Source organism: Ruminococcus sp. AF17-12 (genome assembly GCF_003479245.1).
GTDB lineage: Bacteria > Bacillota > Clostridia > Lachnospirales > Lachnospiraceae > Blautia_A > Blautia_A fusiformis.
Genome location: NZ_QUGY01000008.1, coordinates 128287 through 145482 on the forward strand (window position 1 = coordinate 128287; position 17196 = coordinate 145482).

Annotated in this window: 15 protein-coding genes; 6 read left to right on the forward strand and 9 right to left on the reverse strand. The window is 44.8% G+C overall.

What is annotated here, in order from left to right; translation table 11 throughout:
- Positions 1-39 precede the first annotated feature (39 nt).
- Entirely contained in the window at positions 40-735 is a 696-nt protein-coding gene (gene modB / locus DWW77_RS10540) for a molybdate ABC transporter permease subunit (RefSeq protein ID WP_118608664.1), read from the forward strand.
- The gene (locus DWW77_RS10545; RefSeq protein ID WP_118608665.1) at positions 735-1784 is read left to right on the forward strand and encodes a sulfate/molybdate ABC transporter ATP-binding protein; all 1050 of its coding nucleotides are present in this window, start codon (positions 735-737) and stop codon (positions 1782-1784) included. The genes modB and DWW77_RS10545 overlap by 1 nt, the downstream gene beginning before the upstream one ends.
- 84 nt (positions 1785-1868) lie before the next feature.
- Here the strand turns inward: DWW77_RS10545 and DWW77_RS10550 are convergent, their stop codons facing one another.
- Positions 1869-2957: a PucR family transcriptional regulator gene (locus DWW77_RS10550; protein ID WP_022426073.1), complete on the reverse strand. Its 1089-nt coding sequence runs from the start codon at positions 2955-2957 to the stop codon at positions 1869-1871.
- A 104-nt stretch (positions 2958-3061) separates the two neighbouring features.
- Complete coding sequence (locus DWW77_RS10555) at positions 3062-4177, reverse strand: ABC transporter ATP-binding protein (RefSeq protein WP_118608666.1); 1116 nt, start codon at positions 4175-4177, stop codon at positions 3062-3064.
- A gap of 331 nt (positions 4178-4508) precedes the next feature.
- Here DWW77_RS10555 and DWW77_RS10560 point away from each other — a divergent pair, with 331 nt between their 5' ends.
- The 3 genes from DWW77_RS10560 (at position 4509) to DWW77_RS10570 (ending at position 7658) form a co-directional block, all read left to right on the forward strand.
- Complete coding sequence (locus DWW77_RS10560; RefSeq protein ID WP_021651932.1) at positions 4509-4967, forward strand: transcriptional repressor; 459 nt, start codon at positions 4509-4511, stop codon at positions 4965-4967.
- 259 nt (positions 4968-5226) lie between these two features.
- On the forward strand, positions 5227-5568 hold the full coding sequence (locus tag DWW77_RS10565; RefSeq protein WP_022426232.1) for a DUF6110 family protein: 342 nt from the start codon (positions 5227-5229) through the stop codon (positions 5566-5568).
- Positions 5569-5582: 14 nt separating this feature from the next.
- Positions 5583-7658, forward strand: coding sequence for a heavy metal translocating P-type ATPase (locus DWW77_RS10570; RefSeq protein WP_118608667.1), 2076 nt, complete (start codon positions 5583-5585; stop codon positions 7656-7658).
- A 180-nt stretch (positions 7659-7838) separates the two neighbouring features.
- On the opposite strand, the gene DWW77_RS10575 is transcribed toward DWW77_RS10570, so the two are convergent.
- Positions 7839-8786 carry an AraC family transcriptional regulator gene (locus DWW77_RS10575; protein WP_118608668.1) on the reverse strand — a complete coding sequence of 316 codons (948 nt, stop codon included), beginning with the start codon at positions 8784-8786 and terminating at the stop codon, positions 7839-7841.
- 260 nt (positions 8787-9046) lie between these two features.
- Between DWW77_RS10575 and DWW77_RS10580 the strand changes: the two genes are divergently transcribed.
- The gene (locus DWW77_RS10580; RefSeq protein WP_118608669.1) at positions 9047-11164 is read left to right on the forward strand and encodes a glycoside hydrolase family 36 protein; all 2118 of its coding nucleotides are present in this window, start codon (positions 9047-9049) and stop codon (positions 11162-11164) included.
- 256 nt (positions 11165-11420) lie between these two features.
- On the opposite strand, the gene DWW77_RS10585 is transcribed toward DWW77_RS10580, so the two are convergent.
- From DWW77_RS10585 to DWW77_RS18075, 6 genes are all read right to left on the reverse strand, one after another.
- Positions 11421-11834: a C-GCAxxG-C-C family protein gene (locus DWW77_RS10585; protein WP_022426236.1), complete on the reverse strand. Its 414-nt coding sequence runs from the start codon at positions 11832-11834 to the stop codon at positions 11421-11423.
- Between the two features lie 20 nt (positions 11835-11854).
- Positions 11855-13213: a M20 family metallopeptidase gene (locus DWW77_RS10590; protein ID WP_022426237.1), complete on the reverse strand. Its 1359-nt coding sequence runs from the start codon at positions 13211-13213 to the stop codon at positions 11855-11857.
- A 104-nt stretch (positions 13214-13317) separates the two neighbouring features.
- Positions 13318-14526, reverse strand: a complete 1209-nt coding sequence (locus tag DWW77_RS10595; RefSeq protein ID WP_118608670.1) for a MalY/PatB family protein — start codon at positions 14524-14526, stop codon at positions 13318-13320.
- Between the two features lie 177 nt (positions 14527-14703).
- Positions 14704-15867 (reverse strand): RNA-guided endonuclease InsQ/TnpB family protein, encoded by a 1164-nt coding sequence (locus tag DWW77_RS10600; RefSeq protein ID WP_118608671.1) that lies wholly within the window; start codon positions 15865-15867, stop codon positions 14704-14706.
- A complete protein-coding gene (locus DWW77_RS10605; protein WP_118608691.1) occupies positions 15830-16474 on the reverse strand; it encodes an IS607 family transposase in 645 nt (214 codons plus the stop codon). Before DWW77_RS10605 ends, DWW77_RS10600 begins: the two co-directional genes overlap by 38 nt.
- 449 nt (positions 16475-16923) lie before the next feature.
- Entirely contained in the window at positions 16924-17079 is a 156-nt protein-coding gene (locus DWW77_RS18075) for a hypothetical protein (RefSeq protein WP_015527375.1), read from the reverse strand.
- Positions 17080-17196 lie beyond the last annotated feature (117 nt).

Below are 17196 nucleotides of genomic sequence, written 5' to 3' on the forward strand. Positions count from 1 at the left end.
AATACTGAAACACAGTAAATGCCGGCACAGGAATGAAATATGACAGAACTTTTGAGAGAAATAAACTGGAGTCCTCTGTGGATTTCCTTAAAAACAGGTCTGGCAGCCACAGTGATCGCTTTTTTTCTGGGAATATTTTGCGCCCGAAAGATCATGAAGCTGAAGCCGGGAGCCAGAGCAGTACTGGATGGGATCCTTACTCTTCCGCTGGTACTTCCTCCTACAGTGGCTGGATTTTTTCTGCTACTGATCTTCAGTCTGAAAAGGCCCTTCGGAAGCTTTCTTCTGGATAATTTTGATATTAAGATCGTGCAGACCTGGAAGGGCTGTGTGATCGCAGCGGCAGTGATCGCATTTCCGCTGATGTACCGCAATGCACGGGCTGCTTTTGAACAGGTGGATATAAATCTTATCCATGCAGGCCAGACTCTGGGGATGAGCGACAGCCGGATCTTCTGGCGGGTAGTCATGCCTGCGGCAGGACCGGGGATCGCATCCGGAACAGTGCTGGCATTTGCACGTGCAATCGGAGAATATGGCGCAACCTCCATGCTTGCCGGAAATATCCTTGGAAAAACCAGAACAGTTTCTGTTGCCATTGCATCAGAGACAGCAGCCGGAAATTACGGAACTGCAGGATTCTGGGTCGTTGTGATCGTGCTGATCTCCTTTGTGATCGTAGCGCTGATCAATATCGTATCCGGAAGAGGAATGAAAACAAGAAGGTGGATCTGATGGCAGTCAAAGTAAATATCGAAAAAAACTTCCGTGATTTTTCCCTGAAGGTAGATTTTGAAGGCAGTTCGGCAGCCATTGGGCTTCTTGGTGCTTCCGGCAGCGGAAAAAGCATGACCTTACGCTGTATTGCAGGAATCGAAACACCGGATAAGGGAAGGATCGTCATCAATGGAAAAACAGTGTTTGATTCTGAAAAAGGGATCAATTTGAAACCGCAGAAGCGTCGGATCGGATATCTGTTTCAGAATTATGCGCTGTTCCCAACCATGACAGTGGAACAGAACATCCGCTGCGGTTATCGTGGGGAAAAATCCTCCGCCAGAGAAAAAGTGGCAGATCTGATCCGGCGATATCATCTGGAGGGGCTGGAGAAGCGCCTGCCCTCACAGCTTTCCGGCGGACAGCAGCAGAGAGTGGCACTGGCCAGAATGATGATCGGAGAGCCGGAAGCTATTCTTCTGGATGAGCCGTTTTCCGCACTGGACGGTTACTTGAAGGATGTGCTCCAGCGGGAGATGCAGGATTTCCTCAAGGACTATCCGGGAGATATGATCCTTGTGACACACAGCAGAGATGAGGCCTATAAATTCTGCAGGGAGCTTTCCATTGTACATGAAGGCAGGATCCTTGTGACCGGGGAGACAAAGCAGCTGTTTGAGAGACCGGGACTTCTGGAGGCAGCAAAGCTTACCGGCTGTAAGAATTTTTCCAGAGCGGAGAGGCTGGGACCTCACGAAATCTATGCGGCGGACTGGAAAATGAAGCTCCATACCGAAGAAAACGTAGATATGGATATTACCCATGTAGGGATCCGCGGCCACTGGATCCGCCCGGAATCAAAGCCGGGTGAGAACTGTATGGCAGTACGGGTAGACCAATACATAGAAACTACATTTGAACATCAGTATATGATCCGAAACAAAGCGGAAGAGAATGCTGCCGGATTATGGTGGATGCGTCCCAAAAACAGCTTTACGGAGGATCCGGATAAAGATCTTCCGGAATATCTGTATCTTCCACCGGAGCATCTGATGCTGCTGAAATAAAGAACCCCCGGAAACAGACATTATCTGCTGTTTCCGGGGATTTTTTGTGTTCCTGCATTTTTGATGGATTTTTACGAGCAGAATCTATTTTCCATGATTTCCGGAATAGGTGATGTAATCGGACACCATCATGGCAAGCTTGAAGGCCAGTGCATCCTCAAAGGTACGGATATCCAGGCCAAATCGCTTCTGCAGCTTTTCAAAACGGTACACCAGAGTATTCCGGTGCACATAGAGCTGTCTGGAGGTTTCAGAAAGGTTCAGGTTATTTTCAAAGAAGGTCCGGATGATATTGAGGGTTTCGTCGTCAATAGATTCCAGGGATTCTTCTCCGAAGATCTCGCCTACAAACATGTTGCAGACCTGAGTGGGAAGCTGATAGATCAGACGTCCGATGCCCAGACGGTTGTAACCGAAAACGTTTTTGTCAGCATAAAAGATCTTGCCGACCTCGAGAGCAGTGCGGGCTTCCTTGTAGGCATCGGAAAGCTCCATGATATCATCTGCAACATTGCTGTAGGAAACCCAGGCAGAGGTCATGGCCTCTGTATTGAGCATATCCACCAGCATGCAGGCGATACCATCCAGCTCTTCGTAGCTTTCGGTGCTCTGAAGCTCACGTACTACGATGATGCCGGAATCATCCAGTGCAGTGATAAAATCCCGTGTACGGGCAGAAAAGATGTTGCGGATGGTAGCCAGGGCATTTTCGTCCTTGTGCTGCTTGGTTTCCACAAGAAATACCGCACGGCGGGCGGAAGGTGTGATATGAAGACGGGCAGCCTTGTTAAAAGCTTCTACCTGGGAATAACGGTCCAGGAGAAGATTTTGCATAAAGGAGTTCTTGTCTGTTTTTTCCGTATAGGCAGTGAGGAGACTTTCTACCTGGCAGACAGCAAGCTCTCCGATGGTAGAAGCCTGCTCTCCGGAGCCCCATACGATCAGAAGCATATTGCTCTGAGGTATGTTGTTCAGCTTGTACAGACTGCAGCTGCGGTTGGAGATGCATAAGGCAGGATCCTCCCGGAACTGAGCAAGCTTTTCAGAAGAAGGAAGTCGACGGTCCCCTGTGGAAATGTATATCTGGTCATTTTCATCCAGAATACAGAAATCAAGACCGCTGATCCGGGTCCAGTCATCCAGACATTTTTGAATTGTTTGCTGTATTTTCATAAAAAGCGTCCTTTCTGATGTGAAATAAAACTAGTGAAATAAAAAGAAACCCCGGGAAATCATATCCCCCGGGGTTACATTCTGTTTTTATGATTCGACGAGAATTAGTTTGTGATAGTAAGCTCTGTCTCTTTGTCGAAGAAGTGAGCTTTCTCCATATCGAATGCAAATCTGATCGGATCACCGGTCTTAGCTGTTGTACGAGGATCAACTCGTGCTGTAACCTGAGTTCCGTCAACATCGAAGTACAGGAATACTTCAGCACCAAGAAGCTCGTAAACTTTAACTACGGAGTTCATTGGTTTGCTTGGAGATGTCTCAAGGAACATCTGAGAATCATGAATATCCTCAGGACGGATACCAAGAACAACTTTCTTTCCAACATAGCCTTTGTCTTTCAGGACTTTAGCCTTAGCTGCCGGAACGATAATCTCATGCTCACCACCGATTGTAGCAATTACATTGCCGCCTTTCTCGGAGATAACAGCATCAAGGAAGTTCATCTGCGGAGATCCCATGAATCCTGCAACGAAGAGGTTGCCTGGTTTCTGATACAGGTTCTGTGGTGTATCAACCTGCTGAACAACACCGTCTTTCATAACAACGATTCTGGTACCAAGTGTCATAGCCTCTGTCTGGTCATGTGTTACATAGATGATAGTAGCGCCAAGTCTCTGATGGATCTTGGAGATCTCGATACGCATCTGTACACGAAGCTTAGCATCCAGGTTGGAAAGAGGCTCATCCATAAGGAATACCTTAGGATTACGAACGATAGCACGTCCCATAGCAACTCGCTGTCTCTGACCACCGGAAAGAGCCTTCGGTTTACGATCAAGAAGCTTGTCAAGGTCAAGGATTCTTGCTGCTTCACGAACAGCCTTGTCGATCTGGTCCTTCGGAACTTTACGAAGTTTAAGTCCGAATGCCATGTTATCATAAACTGTCATATGAGGATACAGAGCGTAGTTCTGGAATACCATTGCGATATCACGGTCCTTAGGCTCAACATCGTTCATGACTTTGTCACCGATCTTAAGTGTACCACCGCTGATCTCCTCAAGACCTGCGATCATACGAAGTGTTGTAGATTTTCCACATCCGGATGGTCCTACGAAGATGATGAATTCTTTGTCTTCGATCTCCAGGTTGAAATCTTTAACTGCCTGGAAGCCGTTCGGATAAGTTTTATTAATGTGAGATAATGATAAACTTGCCATTGTTGTTTCCCTCCAAAATTAATATATTGTTTTACGTAATTTCCTTTGCTGGTTAACAGTATATCGAAAATGAGAGAAAAGGGCTAGAGCTGAATCTTACAAAGTTTCCGGCAGTTTCTTGTCATTCTGACGAAAAAACGAAAGGGGATTTTTCGTCATTTTGTCAAAACGACGGTTTCCTATGTACAGGTTCACGAAACATTATACGGTATTCAGGCAGAATCCTCAATATGTAAAAAAAGTTCAAAGGAGTTATTTACAACTAACCTAAGTTGGAGTATACTAACTTATTAGATAAAAGAAAAGTTTTCTCAATAAAGGAGGGATCAGAATGCATATTGCAGAAGCCGAAACAGAAGAGAAAAAAACAGGATGCTACCGACATACAGAGATGCAGAGGGATCTTATTATAGAGAAACTGAAGGAGAAGGGGCTCCGCATCACCAGACAGAGAAAGATTCTTCTGGACATTATCCTGGAGGGAGAGTGCTCCTGTTGTAAGGAAATCTATTACAGGGCTTCCGCACTGGATCCGAAGATCGGTGTAGCTACAGTATACCGTATGGTCAATACGCTGGAATCCATCGGTGCTATCAGTCGAAAGAATATGTATCGCGTGGCATGCAGCACAAAAGGCGTCTGCACAGTAGAACTGGATGATGATACGATATGCCATCTGTCCGGACAGAAGCTTAATGAAGTGATCCTTGCAGGACTTCGGGCCTGCGGGGAGATCAGTGAACAGAATATCCGTACCCTGGCGCTGCTGCCTGTTCATGAGGTCGGGTGAGTATGGAAAAGTTATGGCACAATATAATAGGAAAGAAGAGGTTTGTACAGACTAAGAATTAGATAGATTGAACTATTAGTAAAAATTAACTGTTAGGCAAAAATAACTGAAAATTTAACGAATTGTGTTGAACTCACACAAAAAACACTGGACTTTTTTTTACAGACATTTTATAATAATGAAAATATCGGGGCGGACATGAAAAATCCTCACCGGGAATCAGAAAAAAATAAAAATCATATATCAGGAGGAAATTATTATGGTAGACTTTAAATTCAAGAAATCAGGACTTTTTGCAGCAGGCGTTCTTTTCGGTACAGCAGGAATCAAGATCCTCACAAGCAAGGATGCGAAGAAGCTTTACACAGGATGCACAGCAGCTGTTTTAAGAGCTAAGGACTGCATCATGAAAACAGCTACGAATCTTCAGGAGAATGCTGAAGATATTTATGCTGAAGCTAAGGAGATCAATGAGGAAAGAGCAGCAGCTGAAGAGGCTGTAGAGGATGTTGAGACAGAAGCAGAGGAAACTGCAGATGAGGATGCATTCAAAGAAACAGCAGAAGAGACAGAAGAAGCAGCAGAAGAGACAGCTGAGTAAAGAGGCGATTTTCCGTGAAATTTTATATCAAACATGAGACAAGAGGCCGGCTTCGTATCCATCTTGCTCAGAAGAGGATGAGCTACGGGCAGGCAGATACGCTGTTGTATTATCTCGAGAATCTTGCTGGAGTGGTTTCTGCCAAGGTATACGAGAGAACCTGTGACGCAGTTGTAAATTATCGGGGCAGTAGAGCTGCGGTTATCCGTGGTATCAGCGAATTTCATTATCAGGATGTAGAGGTTCCTTCACAGGTGCTGCAGAGCTCAGGGAGAGCACTGAATGCAGAATATCAGGAGAAGCTAATCTCCAAGGTGATCTGCCATTACGGAAGAAGGCTTTTTCTGCCATATCCGCTGAATGCCATTTATACAACAGCTACTTCCCTGAAATATATCTGGAAGGGAATCGATACACTTCTTCACCGTAAGATCGAGGTGCCGGTCCTGGATGCCACTGCAATTGGAGTGTCTGTATTACGTCAGGACTTTGGTACTGCAGGCTCCATCATGTTCCTGCTTGGGATCGGAGAGATCCTGGAAGAGTGGACGCACAAGAAATCCGTAGGTGATCTTGCAAGAACCATGTCCCTGAATGTTGGCAGGGTATGGCTGAAGAGAGAGGATCAGGAGATCCTGGTAGAGTCCGGAGAGGTCCAGCCGGGAGATGATGTTGTTGTACGTATGGGTACCGTAATTCCTTTTGACGGAAGTGTTACAGATGGAGAGGCTATGGTCAACCAGGCTTCTCTTACCGGTGAGTCTGTACCTGTATGCAAGAAAGAGGGTAGCGTTGCCTATGCAGGCACTGTTGTGGAGGAAGGTGAGATCACCATCCGCGTAAAGACGGTAGGTGGTTCCAGCCGCTATGACAAGATCGTTACCATGATCGAGGAGTCTGAGAAGCTGAAATCTTCTTTGGAGGGAAAGGCAGAGCATCTGGCAGATAAGCTGGTTCCCTATACTCTTGGAGGAACAGCACTTACATATCTCCTTACCAGAAATGCCACCAAGGCCCTTGCGATCCTGATGGTGGATTTCTCCTGCGCGCTTAAGCTTGCAATGCCGATCTCTGTATTGTCTGCAATCCGTGAGGCCGGTACCCATAAGGCTACAGTTAAGGGCGGTAAATATCTGGAAGCAATGGCTGAGGCAGATACCATCGTATTTGATAAGACAGGAACTCTGACAAAGGCGAAGCCAACCGTTGTGGATGTGGTTCCTTTTGACAACAATGATCCGGAGGAGATGCTGCGTATCGCCGCATGTATGGAAGAGCATTTCCCACACTCCATGGCCAAGGCTGTTGTCAGTGCTGCCAGGAAGAAGCATCTGGCCCATGAGGAGATGCATTCAAAGGTTGAATATGTAGTAGCGCATGGAATTTCCACTACGATCGAAGACCATAAGGCCGTGATCGGAAGCTATCACTTTGTATTTGAAGATGAGAAATGTCTGATCCCGGAGGATGGCAAGGAGAAATTCGACAATATTCCGGAAGAGTATTCCCATCTGTATCTTGCCATTGACGGACGTCTTGCAGCCGTGATTTGTATTGAAGATCCTCTTCGTGAGGAGGCGAAAGCTTCTGTAGAAGCACTGCGTGGGGCAGGGATTTCCAAGATCGTTATGATGACAGGGGACAGTGAGCGTACAGCAGCAGCCATTGCCAGACGTGTGGGAGTGGACGAATATTATTCCGAGGTACTTCCGGAGGATAAGGCCAACTTCATCGAAAAAGAAAAGGCAGCCGGAAGAAAGGTTATCATGGTAGGTGACGGAATCAATGATTCTCCGGCACTTTCCGCAGCCAATGTCGGTATCGCCATCAGTGATGGTGCTGAAATTGCCCGGGAGATCGCAGATATTACTGTAGGTGCAGATGATCTTCAGGAGCTTGTTGTTCTGAAAGAGATCAGCAATGCACTGATGAAGCGTATCAGACGCAATTACCGTTTTATTATTACCTTTAACGCAGGTCTTATCGCCTGTGGCGTTGCAGGTATCCTGCAGCCGACTTCATCCGCACTTCTGCATAATACCTCCACACTGGCGATCAGCCTGAAGAGTATGCAGAATCTGCTTCCATAGAAAATTTTTAACCGAATCAAGTAAGTCCCCTGCAGGATTGCGAATATCCGCTTGACAATAAATATAAAAAGCCGGCCAGGTTATCGAAGAGATAAGAGCTTCGTACCTGGCCGTTTTTTTAGGATACTCAGACGTGGATCGCAGGTATCAGCCTGAAGGTGTAGGTGTATGAAGTAAGTTTTATTCCTGAGGAAAGGGTTCGCTTTCCAACATCAGTCCGTCAGTCATATGATAGCGTTTCTTTTGGGTATCCGAACGGAGAGGCCGGGTATGAAGGCTTCGGTACCTGGAGGGGTTCATATGATAAAATTTTTCGAAGGTATGTGCAAAATGCTGCCGGCTGTTGTATCCGGAAGAAAAGGCAATATCCGTAATGTGCAGAGTACTGTTGCACAGAAGAAAGGAGGCCTGTTCCATACGCTTGCGGTTGATATAGGTATTGATGGTGCAGCCGTTTTTTTCTGTAAAGAGCGCCTGCAGGTAGGATTTGTTGATCCCTGCATATGCGGAGATGGCAGGAATATCAATGTCTTCCAGATAATGCTCGTCAATATAGCGGAGCGCTTTTTTCAGATAGACGATTCCCTGGGTGCTCCGGCTGGAGTGGGCGCAGAATGCAAGCTCTGTAAGCATGCGGCTGAAAAGAAGAAAGAAGAGAAATTCTTCCTTTTGTATCTGACCGGAATTTTGTTGTAAAAAGGTGAGCAGATCCTTCAGGCTGTATCCGAAGCTGCGGGAATCCGGGCCGGAGCAAAAGCCCTGGGAGGATTCCGTAAAATTCCAGAACCGGGAAAATCCGGGATCCTTTTTCAGGAGAAGCTCCAGAGCAACCGGACTTTTTTCGGGAGTAAGGGAAAATTCCAGATTCAGGATCGAGCAGGGAAAACCATCCGGAATCTCCAGCCTGTGAGGTACATCCGGCCGGATAAAGATAAATTGCCCGGATTTCAGTGGGAATTCCGTGTCCTGTGTGCCATCCAGGCAGAAAACCCGGCAGGAACCGGAGGTGATATACATGATCTCATAGCTGGAATGTGTGTGATGCTCCATATGATAATAAGGCAGGGAGAGAGCATAAAAAGCAGAAATATGGAAATATCGGGAAGAGTCCTGGAAAATATCTGGCATGAAAAAACCTCCTGAGTATACTGCGAAGCGGAATGTAAATATTTCAGCTGTAAATTGCGAGTCGGACAGATGCAGATATTCGATTAAATCGCCCTACATGTCTGACTGACTGTACTCTTTACTGTCAGCAAACAGTATATCACGCAAAAATAAATACGACAATATATTGCATTTTTACATTCTGGGGATGATACCTGTCACCTTATAAAAAAACAGATATTATACTGTGATCAGAATCAGAAAAACGGAGGGTATTTTCTATGAGCTATAAAAATGAAAAAATAAAAATGATCGAATTACATGAGAATGGCCTGGATATCCAGTTTCGTATCCGGGAAAACGGCGTGGTAGAGCTGGCAGATTTTTCTTCACAGGAAGTAAAAAAAGCAGTCATGGAGCCGAAGGAGGATATCTGTTATCCGGCTGTTGAGATTCACAGAAGCGGCACAGGAAGCTTAAACATGCATGCCTACAAAAACAACATCAATCAGTCCTCTGTGGATTTTGTTTATGAGAACCATGAGCTGAAGGCACAGGCCGGCGGAAAAGAGCTGGAGATCGTAATGATTTCCCCGGAAAAGCTGAAGGCAGTATATCATATGCGCCTGTTTGACGGAGTGCCGGCAGTACAGACCTGGACAGAGATCATCAACGAGGGAAGTGAGGATCAGGGGCTGACCTATGTTTCTTCTTTTATGTATCAGGGAATCTCCAGAGGCGGCGAAAAGCCTTATTATAAAAAAACAGATATCTATGTGCCGTTTAACAGCTGGTGCTGTGAGGCACAGTGGCAGAAATACGATGCAGAAACGCTGAATTTAAACGGAATGGTCGTAGATGGCTTCAATCATCAGGGATATGGCCTGAACCGTTATTGTTACAGTGGAAAGGGCACCTGGTCTACCTGTGAGTATCTTCCCATGGGAATTGCCGAGGACAGAGAAACAGGGGAGACGTATATTTTCCAGATTGAAAGCTCCGGACAGTGGCTGGCAGAATATGGCTCTGCACAGGGCGGAAATCTGTATCTTGCCTTAAGCGGCGCCACAGAGCAGGAGCATGGCTGGTATAAGAATCTGAAACCGGGAGAAAGCTTTACAACCGTTCCGGCAGGGGCAGCTGTTGTAAAAGGTGGCCTGAATCCGGCAGCAGCGGCACTGACCAGATATCGGAGAAAAGTACGCAGACCGAATACGGACGATGAGAAGCTGAACGTGGTATTTAATGATTACATGAATTGCCTGATGGGAGACCCTACAACGGAGCGGGAGCTTTCCATCATTGACAAGGCAGCAGAGCTCGGATGCGAATATTACTGCCTGGATGCAGGCTGGTATGACGACGGATTCTGGTGGGACCGTGTCGGGGAATGGAAAGAAGCATCCGGAAGATTCCCCAATGGTCTGAAAGAAGTCTGCGATCATGCACACAGTAAAGGCCTGAAAATGGGACTCTGGCTGGAAATCGAGGTTATGGGAGTTGCCTGCGAACTGGCAAACAAGCTTCCGGATGACTGGTTTGTCTGCCGTCATGGAAAACGCCACATTGACAATAAACGCTATATGCTGGATTTCCGCAATCCGGAGGTACGGAAATATTGCCGTGATGTAGTAGACAGGCTGATCAATGATTACGGTGTAGAGTACTTTAAAGTGGACTATAACGTAACCATGGGATATGGAAGTGATCTGAACAGTGACAGCTGTGCAGATGCCATCCGTGAGCATTATGAATGTCTTCACCAGTGGTATGAGGAAATCTTCCGGGATCATCCGGAGCTTGTTGTGGAGAACTGCGGTTCCGGCGGACAGCGTATGGATTATGGTATGCTGAAGATCTTAAGCCTGCAGTCTACCAGTGATCAGACAGATTATCTCTACAATGCCAATATCGCTGCCAATGTAGCCAGTGCGGTAACTCCGGAGCAGGGTGGTATGTGGGTATATCCGTATGAGGATGAAGAAGAGCATGTGATCTACAATGTAGTAAATGGTATGCTTCTCCGCCCATATATCAGCGGTATGGTATGGAAGCTGGGCGAAAATTCCATGAACCGTATGAAGGAGGGAATCTCCCTGTATAAGGAGATCCGTGAGGAAGTCCGTGACGGCGTGCCGTTCTTCCCGCTTGGTTTTGGAACTCTGAAATCTGAAGTTCTTGCTTACGGAGTGAAAGCAGAGAAGAATACCTATCTTTCGGTATGGACACCGGGAACAACAGAAGCAGTGATCCCGCTGGAAAATGCAGAGCAGGTCCGCAGAGTATCCGTGATCTATCCGAAGGAAGAGATGTGCGGATATAAGATCGAAAATGGAAATCTTGTAGTGAAGATGCCACAGGAAAAAGTGGCCAGACTGTTTAAGATCGAGATGAAATAGAAAAGCGTGAAAGACCGTAAGTTTGACGAAGAGGCGTGGGCAAAAATAAATGGAAAATAAAAGAGCGCCGGCATTTTTACCAGAAAGCTCATCAGTCTGGATGAAGTTGTAAAGATCCCGGCTGTGTACCTGAATTATAAGAAATACAGATGGGTGAAGGATCTGACAGTGAAAAGCGAATAGAAACAGAAAACAGCAGAGCTGTATGTCCCGTGATTACAGGGAATATACAATTCTGCTGTTTTATTTTATGAGATTATCTGTTTTCCGCAAGATATTCTTCTGTAAGAGCAACCGCATCGGTGATACACTGCGGGCAGCTGCAGAGAACCTTGCCTGTCTCCACACCTTTTAATTCACGGCAGATACAGGAACCGTTTTTTTCTTTGAATTTCTGGATATAGGTGCGGAGCTTTTTGTAAGTGTCACCTTTGGAGCCGGAACCTTCTTCGGTATTTCCGCGGCTGTTGGAAAGTCCGATGATCATAGCCATACCGGAAAGAGCACCGCACATTTCCATAACACCCATTCCAAGGCCGAAGCCCTCGGCAATACGGAACATCTCGTTTTCATCGATGCCAAATTCCTGGCAGAAAGAACAGGCAACTGCCTGTGCACAGTTACAGCCATTCTCGTGTAATTTTGTAGCGTGTTCAGCTTTTGTACTCATGATTTCTTATCCTCCTGATTTCAGATCGCAAGCATATTTTTGATCGCTTCCATATAGATCAGTACTGCTTCTTCCATGCCGGAGACCAGGATAAATTCATCGGCTCCGTGGATACGGTAGTCAATTCCCTCTTTTTCAGGTCCGAAGGCTATGATGTTTTTGAGGGATTTTGCGTAAGTGCCGCCTCCGATGACCATTGGTTTGTGTTCGGTATCGCCGGTCACATCTGTGTAAGCTTTGTAAAGAGCATTTACCAGCGGAGATTCTCTTGGGAAGAATAACGGAGCAACAACCTTTATGATCTCAATACGACCGTTTTTATCTTCCAGTCTGTCCTGGCACATTTTGCGGATATCGGTCTCATTAAGAGTTACCGGAACACGGATATCGATGGTACAGGAAATGACACCGTTTTCTGTTTTTACGATTCCGTTGCATAACGTCAGATCGCCGTATTCATCTGCAAATTTCAGACCAATGCCGGAGCCGTCACATGCAGTGCCGATATGGGAGTTATAGAATTCCACAAAGTCATCTTCAAAGCCTGCTTTTGCCAGACATTCAAAGGTTACTCCTGCAGCATTGACACCGAGATGGGGAGTGCTGGCATGAGCCGGAATACCTTTGGCGTAGATGGTGAGCTCACCATTTTCTTCGGTTACCTTATATTCCTGGAGCTTCGTCCGGGAAAGTGCGGATTCCAGCTTTTCCTTCAGACCGTCCTCATCGGGAACAATGGTTGTACAGGTGTCACACATTGCATTGGATACAAAACCGCCGTTCATGGAGATAATCCGGGTGTTTTTGGAGCAGGCGATCATGGCAAGCTGACCTTTTTCACCGTGGATACACGGGAAGCTGGCATCCGGTGTGAAACCGCAGGAAAGCTCTTCTGCTACCTGATTGTAGTGATCCATACATTTGGAACCTGTTTCCTCGTTGCAGCCCATGATCAGGCGGACTCTTTTGTTCAGCTTCACGCCGTGGTCGCGGAGAAGCTTCATGGCATAGAGCGCTTCTAGGATAGGGCCTTTGTCATCAGTGGTCCCGCGGCCGTATACATGATCGTCTTCACGGGTAAGGCGGAACGGATCGTAGGTCCAGTCTCCGCCTACAGGAACGATATCCAGATGACCGGCGATGCCGACGATCTCATCGCCCTCACCCATTTCGGCATAACCGCAGTAGTTATCCAGGTTTACGGTTTTAAAGCCAAGTTCTTCGGCAATCTTCAGTCCCTCTTCCAGGGCTTTTGCAGGACCCTCACCAAATGGTTTTCCCTCGGAAGGGGTACCGAGCTGGGAGTCAATGGCAACCAGTCTGCCAAGATTTGTGAGCATTTCTTCTGATAATGCGTGGATTTCCTCTTTAATATCCATATTGATTTCCTCCTGTTTACAGCGTTCCGGAAAGTGACAGGATGGAACGCTGATGTTATGAGCTCTATTATAGCATAGATTGTAATGAATGGCAGAGTGGATTTTTACCTGTTGAAGACGTACCGATCCATTCGGCGGAAGGCTTCTTCTATGCGGGAACGGGGTGAGGCCAGATTCATTCTTAGGTGACAGGGACCGAAAAACATCCTGCCGTCCTGGACAGCAACGCCGACATCCCAGCAGGCTTTTTCCACATCTTCGATTGTTTTGCCATGGGCAGTACACCAGCCGGTGCAGTCGGCAAAGAGCATGTAGGTGCCTTCCGGTCTGGAAACGTTGACACCCTTAAAGTGCCGGTCAATGTAATCACAGGCAAAGCTTACATTTCCGCTTAGTACTTCGCATAGTTCATCGGTCCATTCATAGCCTTCAGGCTGATAAGCGCCAAGCAGAGCGTGCATGGACAGAACATTCATCATATTATAATGGCTCAGACTGGACTCCTTCAAAATACGATCCCGCCACCAGCTGTTGTATACAATGTGATAGCTGCCAACAAGTCCTGCCAGATTAAAGGTTTTGGATGGAGCGTAGAAGGCCGCTGTACGCTGGCGGGCATCTTCGCTGACGGACTGGCTGGGGATATGCTTATGGCCATTCAGGATGAGGTCAGACCAGATCTCGTCTGAGATGACGTAGACATCATATTTTCGGTACAGCTCCATGGCTTTTTCCAGCTCCCAACGTTCCCACACGCGTCCGCAGGGATTGTGTGGATTGCAGAGAATGGCAGCGTGGATCTTCTTTTCACGGAGTTGTTTTTCCATGTCTGCATAATCCATTCTCCATATGCTGTTTTCATCCTTTATCAGAGGAGAGTGTACGGCCTCGTAGCCGTTGTTTTTCAGACTTTTGGTGAAGCCTATGTATGTCGGACTGTGAACCAGGACGTTATCACCGCGGGAGCAGACGCAGTTCAGTGCACTGATAACTCCGCCCAGAACGCCATTTTCGTAGCCAATGTGTCTGGGCTTCAGACCGGTGACACCGTGGCGTGTTTCCTGCCAGCGGATGATGGCTTTATAATATTCCGGCGGGGCTTCGAAGTAACCGAAGGCCGGGTGACTGGCCCGTTCGATGATCGCCTGCTGTATGGTAGGTACAGTAGGAAAGTTCATGTCTGCTACCCACATCGGGATGGCATCGAAGCCCTCCTTCGGCGGGGCAGGAGAGAAACCATCGCCCTTCAGGCCGTCTACTGCGATGGAATCTCTGCCATGTCGGTCAATGATGGAAGTGAAGTCGTATTTCATATGAATGCTCCGTTACTGAAAACTTATAAAAAGTTATAAACTTCTATGTTTCATTCCTACTTCAACGAGTATGCTTTTGATGATATAAATATCTATCTACTCACAAGTTCTTGTACTCTCCATAGGCGTAAATTCCGAATTAACGTACCCGTACATATTTGCACTAACGTTTTAGTGTTAGCTTGCAACTCTTTCTCCATAAGCCTTGAGATTTATAGATGCCTGAAAATCTCTATCAATGACATTTCCACAATCACATTTATAAATTCTGTCAGATAATTTCAAGTCTTTTTTAATGTTTCCACAGCAACTGCAAAGCTTTGATGATGGATAAAACCAATCAGCCACAATAAGCTGAATCCCTTTATCGCTGCACTTGTATTCAAGCTGCTTTCTAAACTCAAAAAACCCCTGATTCTGAACTGCTTTTGATAAATGTCTATTTTTCATCATTCCACTAACATTCAAATCTTCAATACAAATAAATCTTGGTTTTCGACTTACAATTTCAGATGTAGTCTGATTCAAATAGTTCTTACGGATATTTGTTAATCTGTGATTTCGTTTTAATAAAAGTTTTTCCTTTTTGATTACATTATTTGTTTTGCAGTAACTTTCTCCTTTCTTATTTTTCTCGTAAGAGCGAGAGATACTACGCTGTAATCTGCGTTTCTGTTTTTCTAGTTTCTTTACTTTCTGACTTTTATTGATGTTCTTATACTTAGCTCCATCAGAGCAAATAGCCAGATCTTTGATTCCTAGATCTATACCAATCCCATCATCATTAAGTTTTTCTATGCAATCAGGAAATTCCACACATACGCTGATCCACCAGTTCAACCCATCAAAAGATATTCTCGGATTCATGTATTTAGCATCTGTAGGAATACGACCATGCTCTGCAAGTCTTACCCAATTTAGTTTTTGTTTATTTCTTTTCCTGCTCGAAGAAAATCCTTCAAACTTAACATGAGTATTGCTGAATTGTATCTTAATATTATCCTGATAGAACTTCGGTATTGATCTCTTTTTTGGCTTGAATCTTGGGAATTTCTGCAAACCTTTGAAAAAGTTCTTATAAGCGGTGCAGGCATCTTTGATCGCCTGTTTGGTTACATTATTTGAAATACTCAATAACCATGCGTATTCATCAGAATGTCTAAGCTTTGTAAATTCTTTTCTGAGTTCTGCATCTGAAATGAATTTTCCGCCTTTTTCATAGTTTTCTATTTCCCTTGCCAAAGCCCAGTTATAAGCAAATCTTGAAGCACCTGCGTACTGAAACATCTTAGTTTTCTGTATATTATTTGGTATTAACATTACTTTTATGGCTTTTACCATCTACTTTCTCCTGTATCAATTCCCGGATAAGTTTCTTGGCTTTATTCGCTCGTTTTCCTTGTAATTTGCAACTGAATACTGTGATCATCTGAACCAGATCTTCAACAAGTTCCTGCTGTTCGGATTTTTCAGTATTATCAATAATCTCAATCTCACAATTATAAAGCGAAGCGATATATTCTATCAATTCAAAACCAAATCGCAATAGCCGATCTTTATATAAAACAACAACCTTTTCAACCTGATTTTGAGATATTCGCCTGATCAATTCCTGGAGTCCTTTTTTCTTATAATTAATTCCGGAACCGATATCACTTATCATCTCAAATGGCTGTCCTTTTGCCAGAAGATATGTCTTAACATTATCAATCTGTCGTTCCAGATCATCTTTCTGTTTATGGCTGGAAACGCGACAATATCCAATTGTAATGCGAGTTTTAGGCTTTACATTTATTACCTGGTTGAGTTGCTCGTCAGAATAATATCTATAGCCGCTTACTGTAGTATGATGCGGATGAAGTTTTCCATTGGCATCCCAATTTCGTAATGTCTGGGCGGATACGCTTATAATTTTTGAAAATTCATGTATAGAATAATATTTACTCAAAGCATCAACTCCTTTCAATAATATTCTGCTCTAATATCTTATAAAACTCAACATGTACTTATATGATTTTATAATTTTATAATTTATATTTAACTGTTAATAACCTCCTGAAAAATTCTATTTGCTTCACCTTATCATATTTTGGGGGTGGCGTACATATATTAATGTAAATTATGAGACGATTTGATTTTGCGTAATTGAGTGGATGGGTTGAATAGTGCGAATAATCTATAAAAGAAGTGGCGGAAATACCAGCAATGATATTTCCGCCGTTTTACAACTCCGAATATCCTATCCAGAGCTACTTTGTGATCATAGTATATGTTATAAAATCAAATTTTATGAAATGTAAAAAGGAACTCGTCCAGAGCCCCTTTCCTTTGAATAAGTAATAATATCTTTCTCACTCCGGAAAAAGACTTCTTTGTACTTATATAATACTGGTTCAATTACTCCTTGTCAATATTTATTTTTATCTTTGTAATGTGTTCTGTCAAAGAAATATCATCTGACAATTCAAGAATTTTCCTTAGTTCAGCAAGTTCGTCCTGTGCCTTATTACGTTCTTCTTTTATTTTTGAAATATATTGCAATTTATCATCCATTGAGGTGGTAAATTTCGTTGCAATCACGCACCCTATGGGTTAAAAGAGATGCAGGAGCCGCGACGCCTGCATCTCTTTCATCTATAAATGTGATCTATTGCGAATGAATAGGTTTTT

Excerpts from the sequence above, each read along its gene's own strand:
- modB (WP_118608664.1), top strand. The coding sequence starts at position 40 with ATGACAGAACTTTTGAGAGAAATAAACTGGAGTCCTCTGTGGATTTCC.
- DWW77_RS10545 (WP_118608665.1), top strand. The coding sequence starts at position 735 with ATGGCAGTCAAAGTAAATATCGAAAAAAACTTCCGTGATTTTTCCCTG.
- DWW77_RS10550 (WP_022426073.1), bottom strand. The coding sequence starts at position 2,957 with ATGAAAATACAGCAAACAATTCAAAAATGTCTGGATGACTGGACCCGG.
- DWW77_RS10555 (WP_118608666.1), bottom strand. The coding sequence starts at position 4,177 with ATGGCAAGTTTATCATTATCTCACATTAATAAAACTTATCCGAACGGC.
- DWW77_RS10560 (WP_021651932.1), top strand. The coding sequence starts at position 4,509 with ATGCATATTGCAGAAGCCGAAACAGAAGAGAAAAAAACAGGATGCTAC.
- DWW77_RS10565 (WP_022426232.1), top strand. The coding sequence starts at position 5,227 with ATGGTAGACTTTAAATTCAAGAAATCAGGACTTTTTGCAGCAGGCGTT.
- DWW77_RS10575 (WP_118608668.1), bottom strand. The coding sequence starts at position 8,786 with ATGCCAGATATTTTCCAGGACTCTTCCCGATATTTCCATATTTCTGCT.
- DWW77_RS10580 (WP_118608669.1), top strand. The coding sequence starts at position 9,047 with ATGAGCTATAAAAATGAAAAAATAAAAATGATCGAATTACATGAGAAT.
- DWW77_RS10585 (WP_022426236.1), bottom strand. The coding sequence starts at position 11,834 with ATGAGTACAAAAGCTGAACACGCTACAAAATTACACGAGAATGGCTGT.
- DWW77_RS10590 (WP_022426237.1), bottom strand. The coding sequence starts at position 13,213 with ATGGATATTAAAGAGGAAATCCACGCATTATCAGAAGAAATGCTCACA.
- DWW77_RS10595 (WP_118608670.1), bottom strand. The coding sequence starts at position 14,526 with ATGAAATACGACTTCACTTCCATCATTGACCGACATGGCAGAGATTCC.
- DWW77_RS10600 (WP_118608671.1), bottom strand. The coding sequence starts at position 15,867 with ATGGTAAAAGCCATAAAAGTAATGTTAATACCAAATAATATACAGAAA.
- DWW77_RS18075 (WP_015527375.1), bottom strand. The coding sequence starts at position 17,079 with ATGGATGATAAATTGCAATATATTTCAAAAATAAAAGAAGAACGTAAT.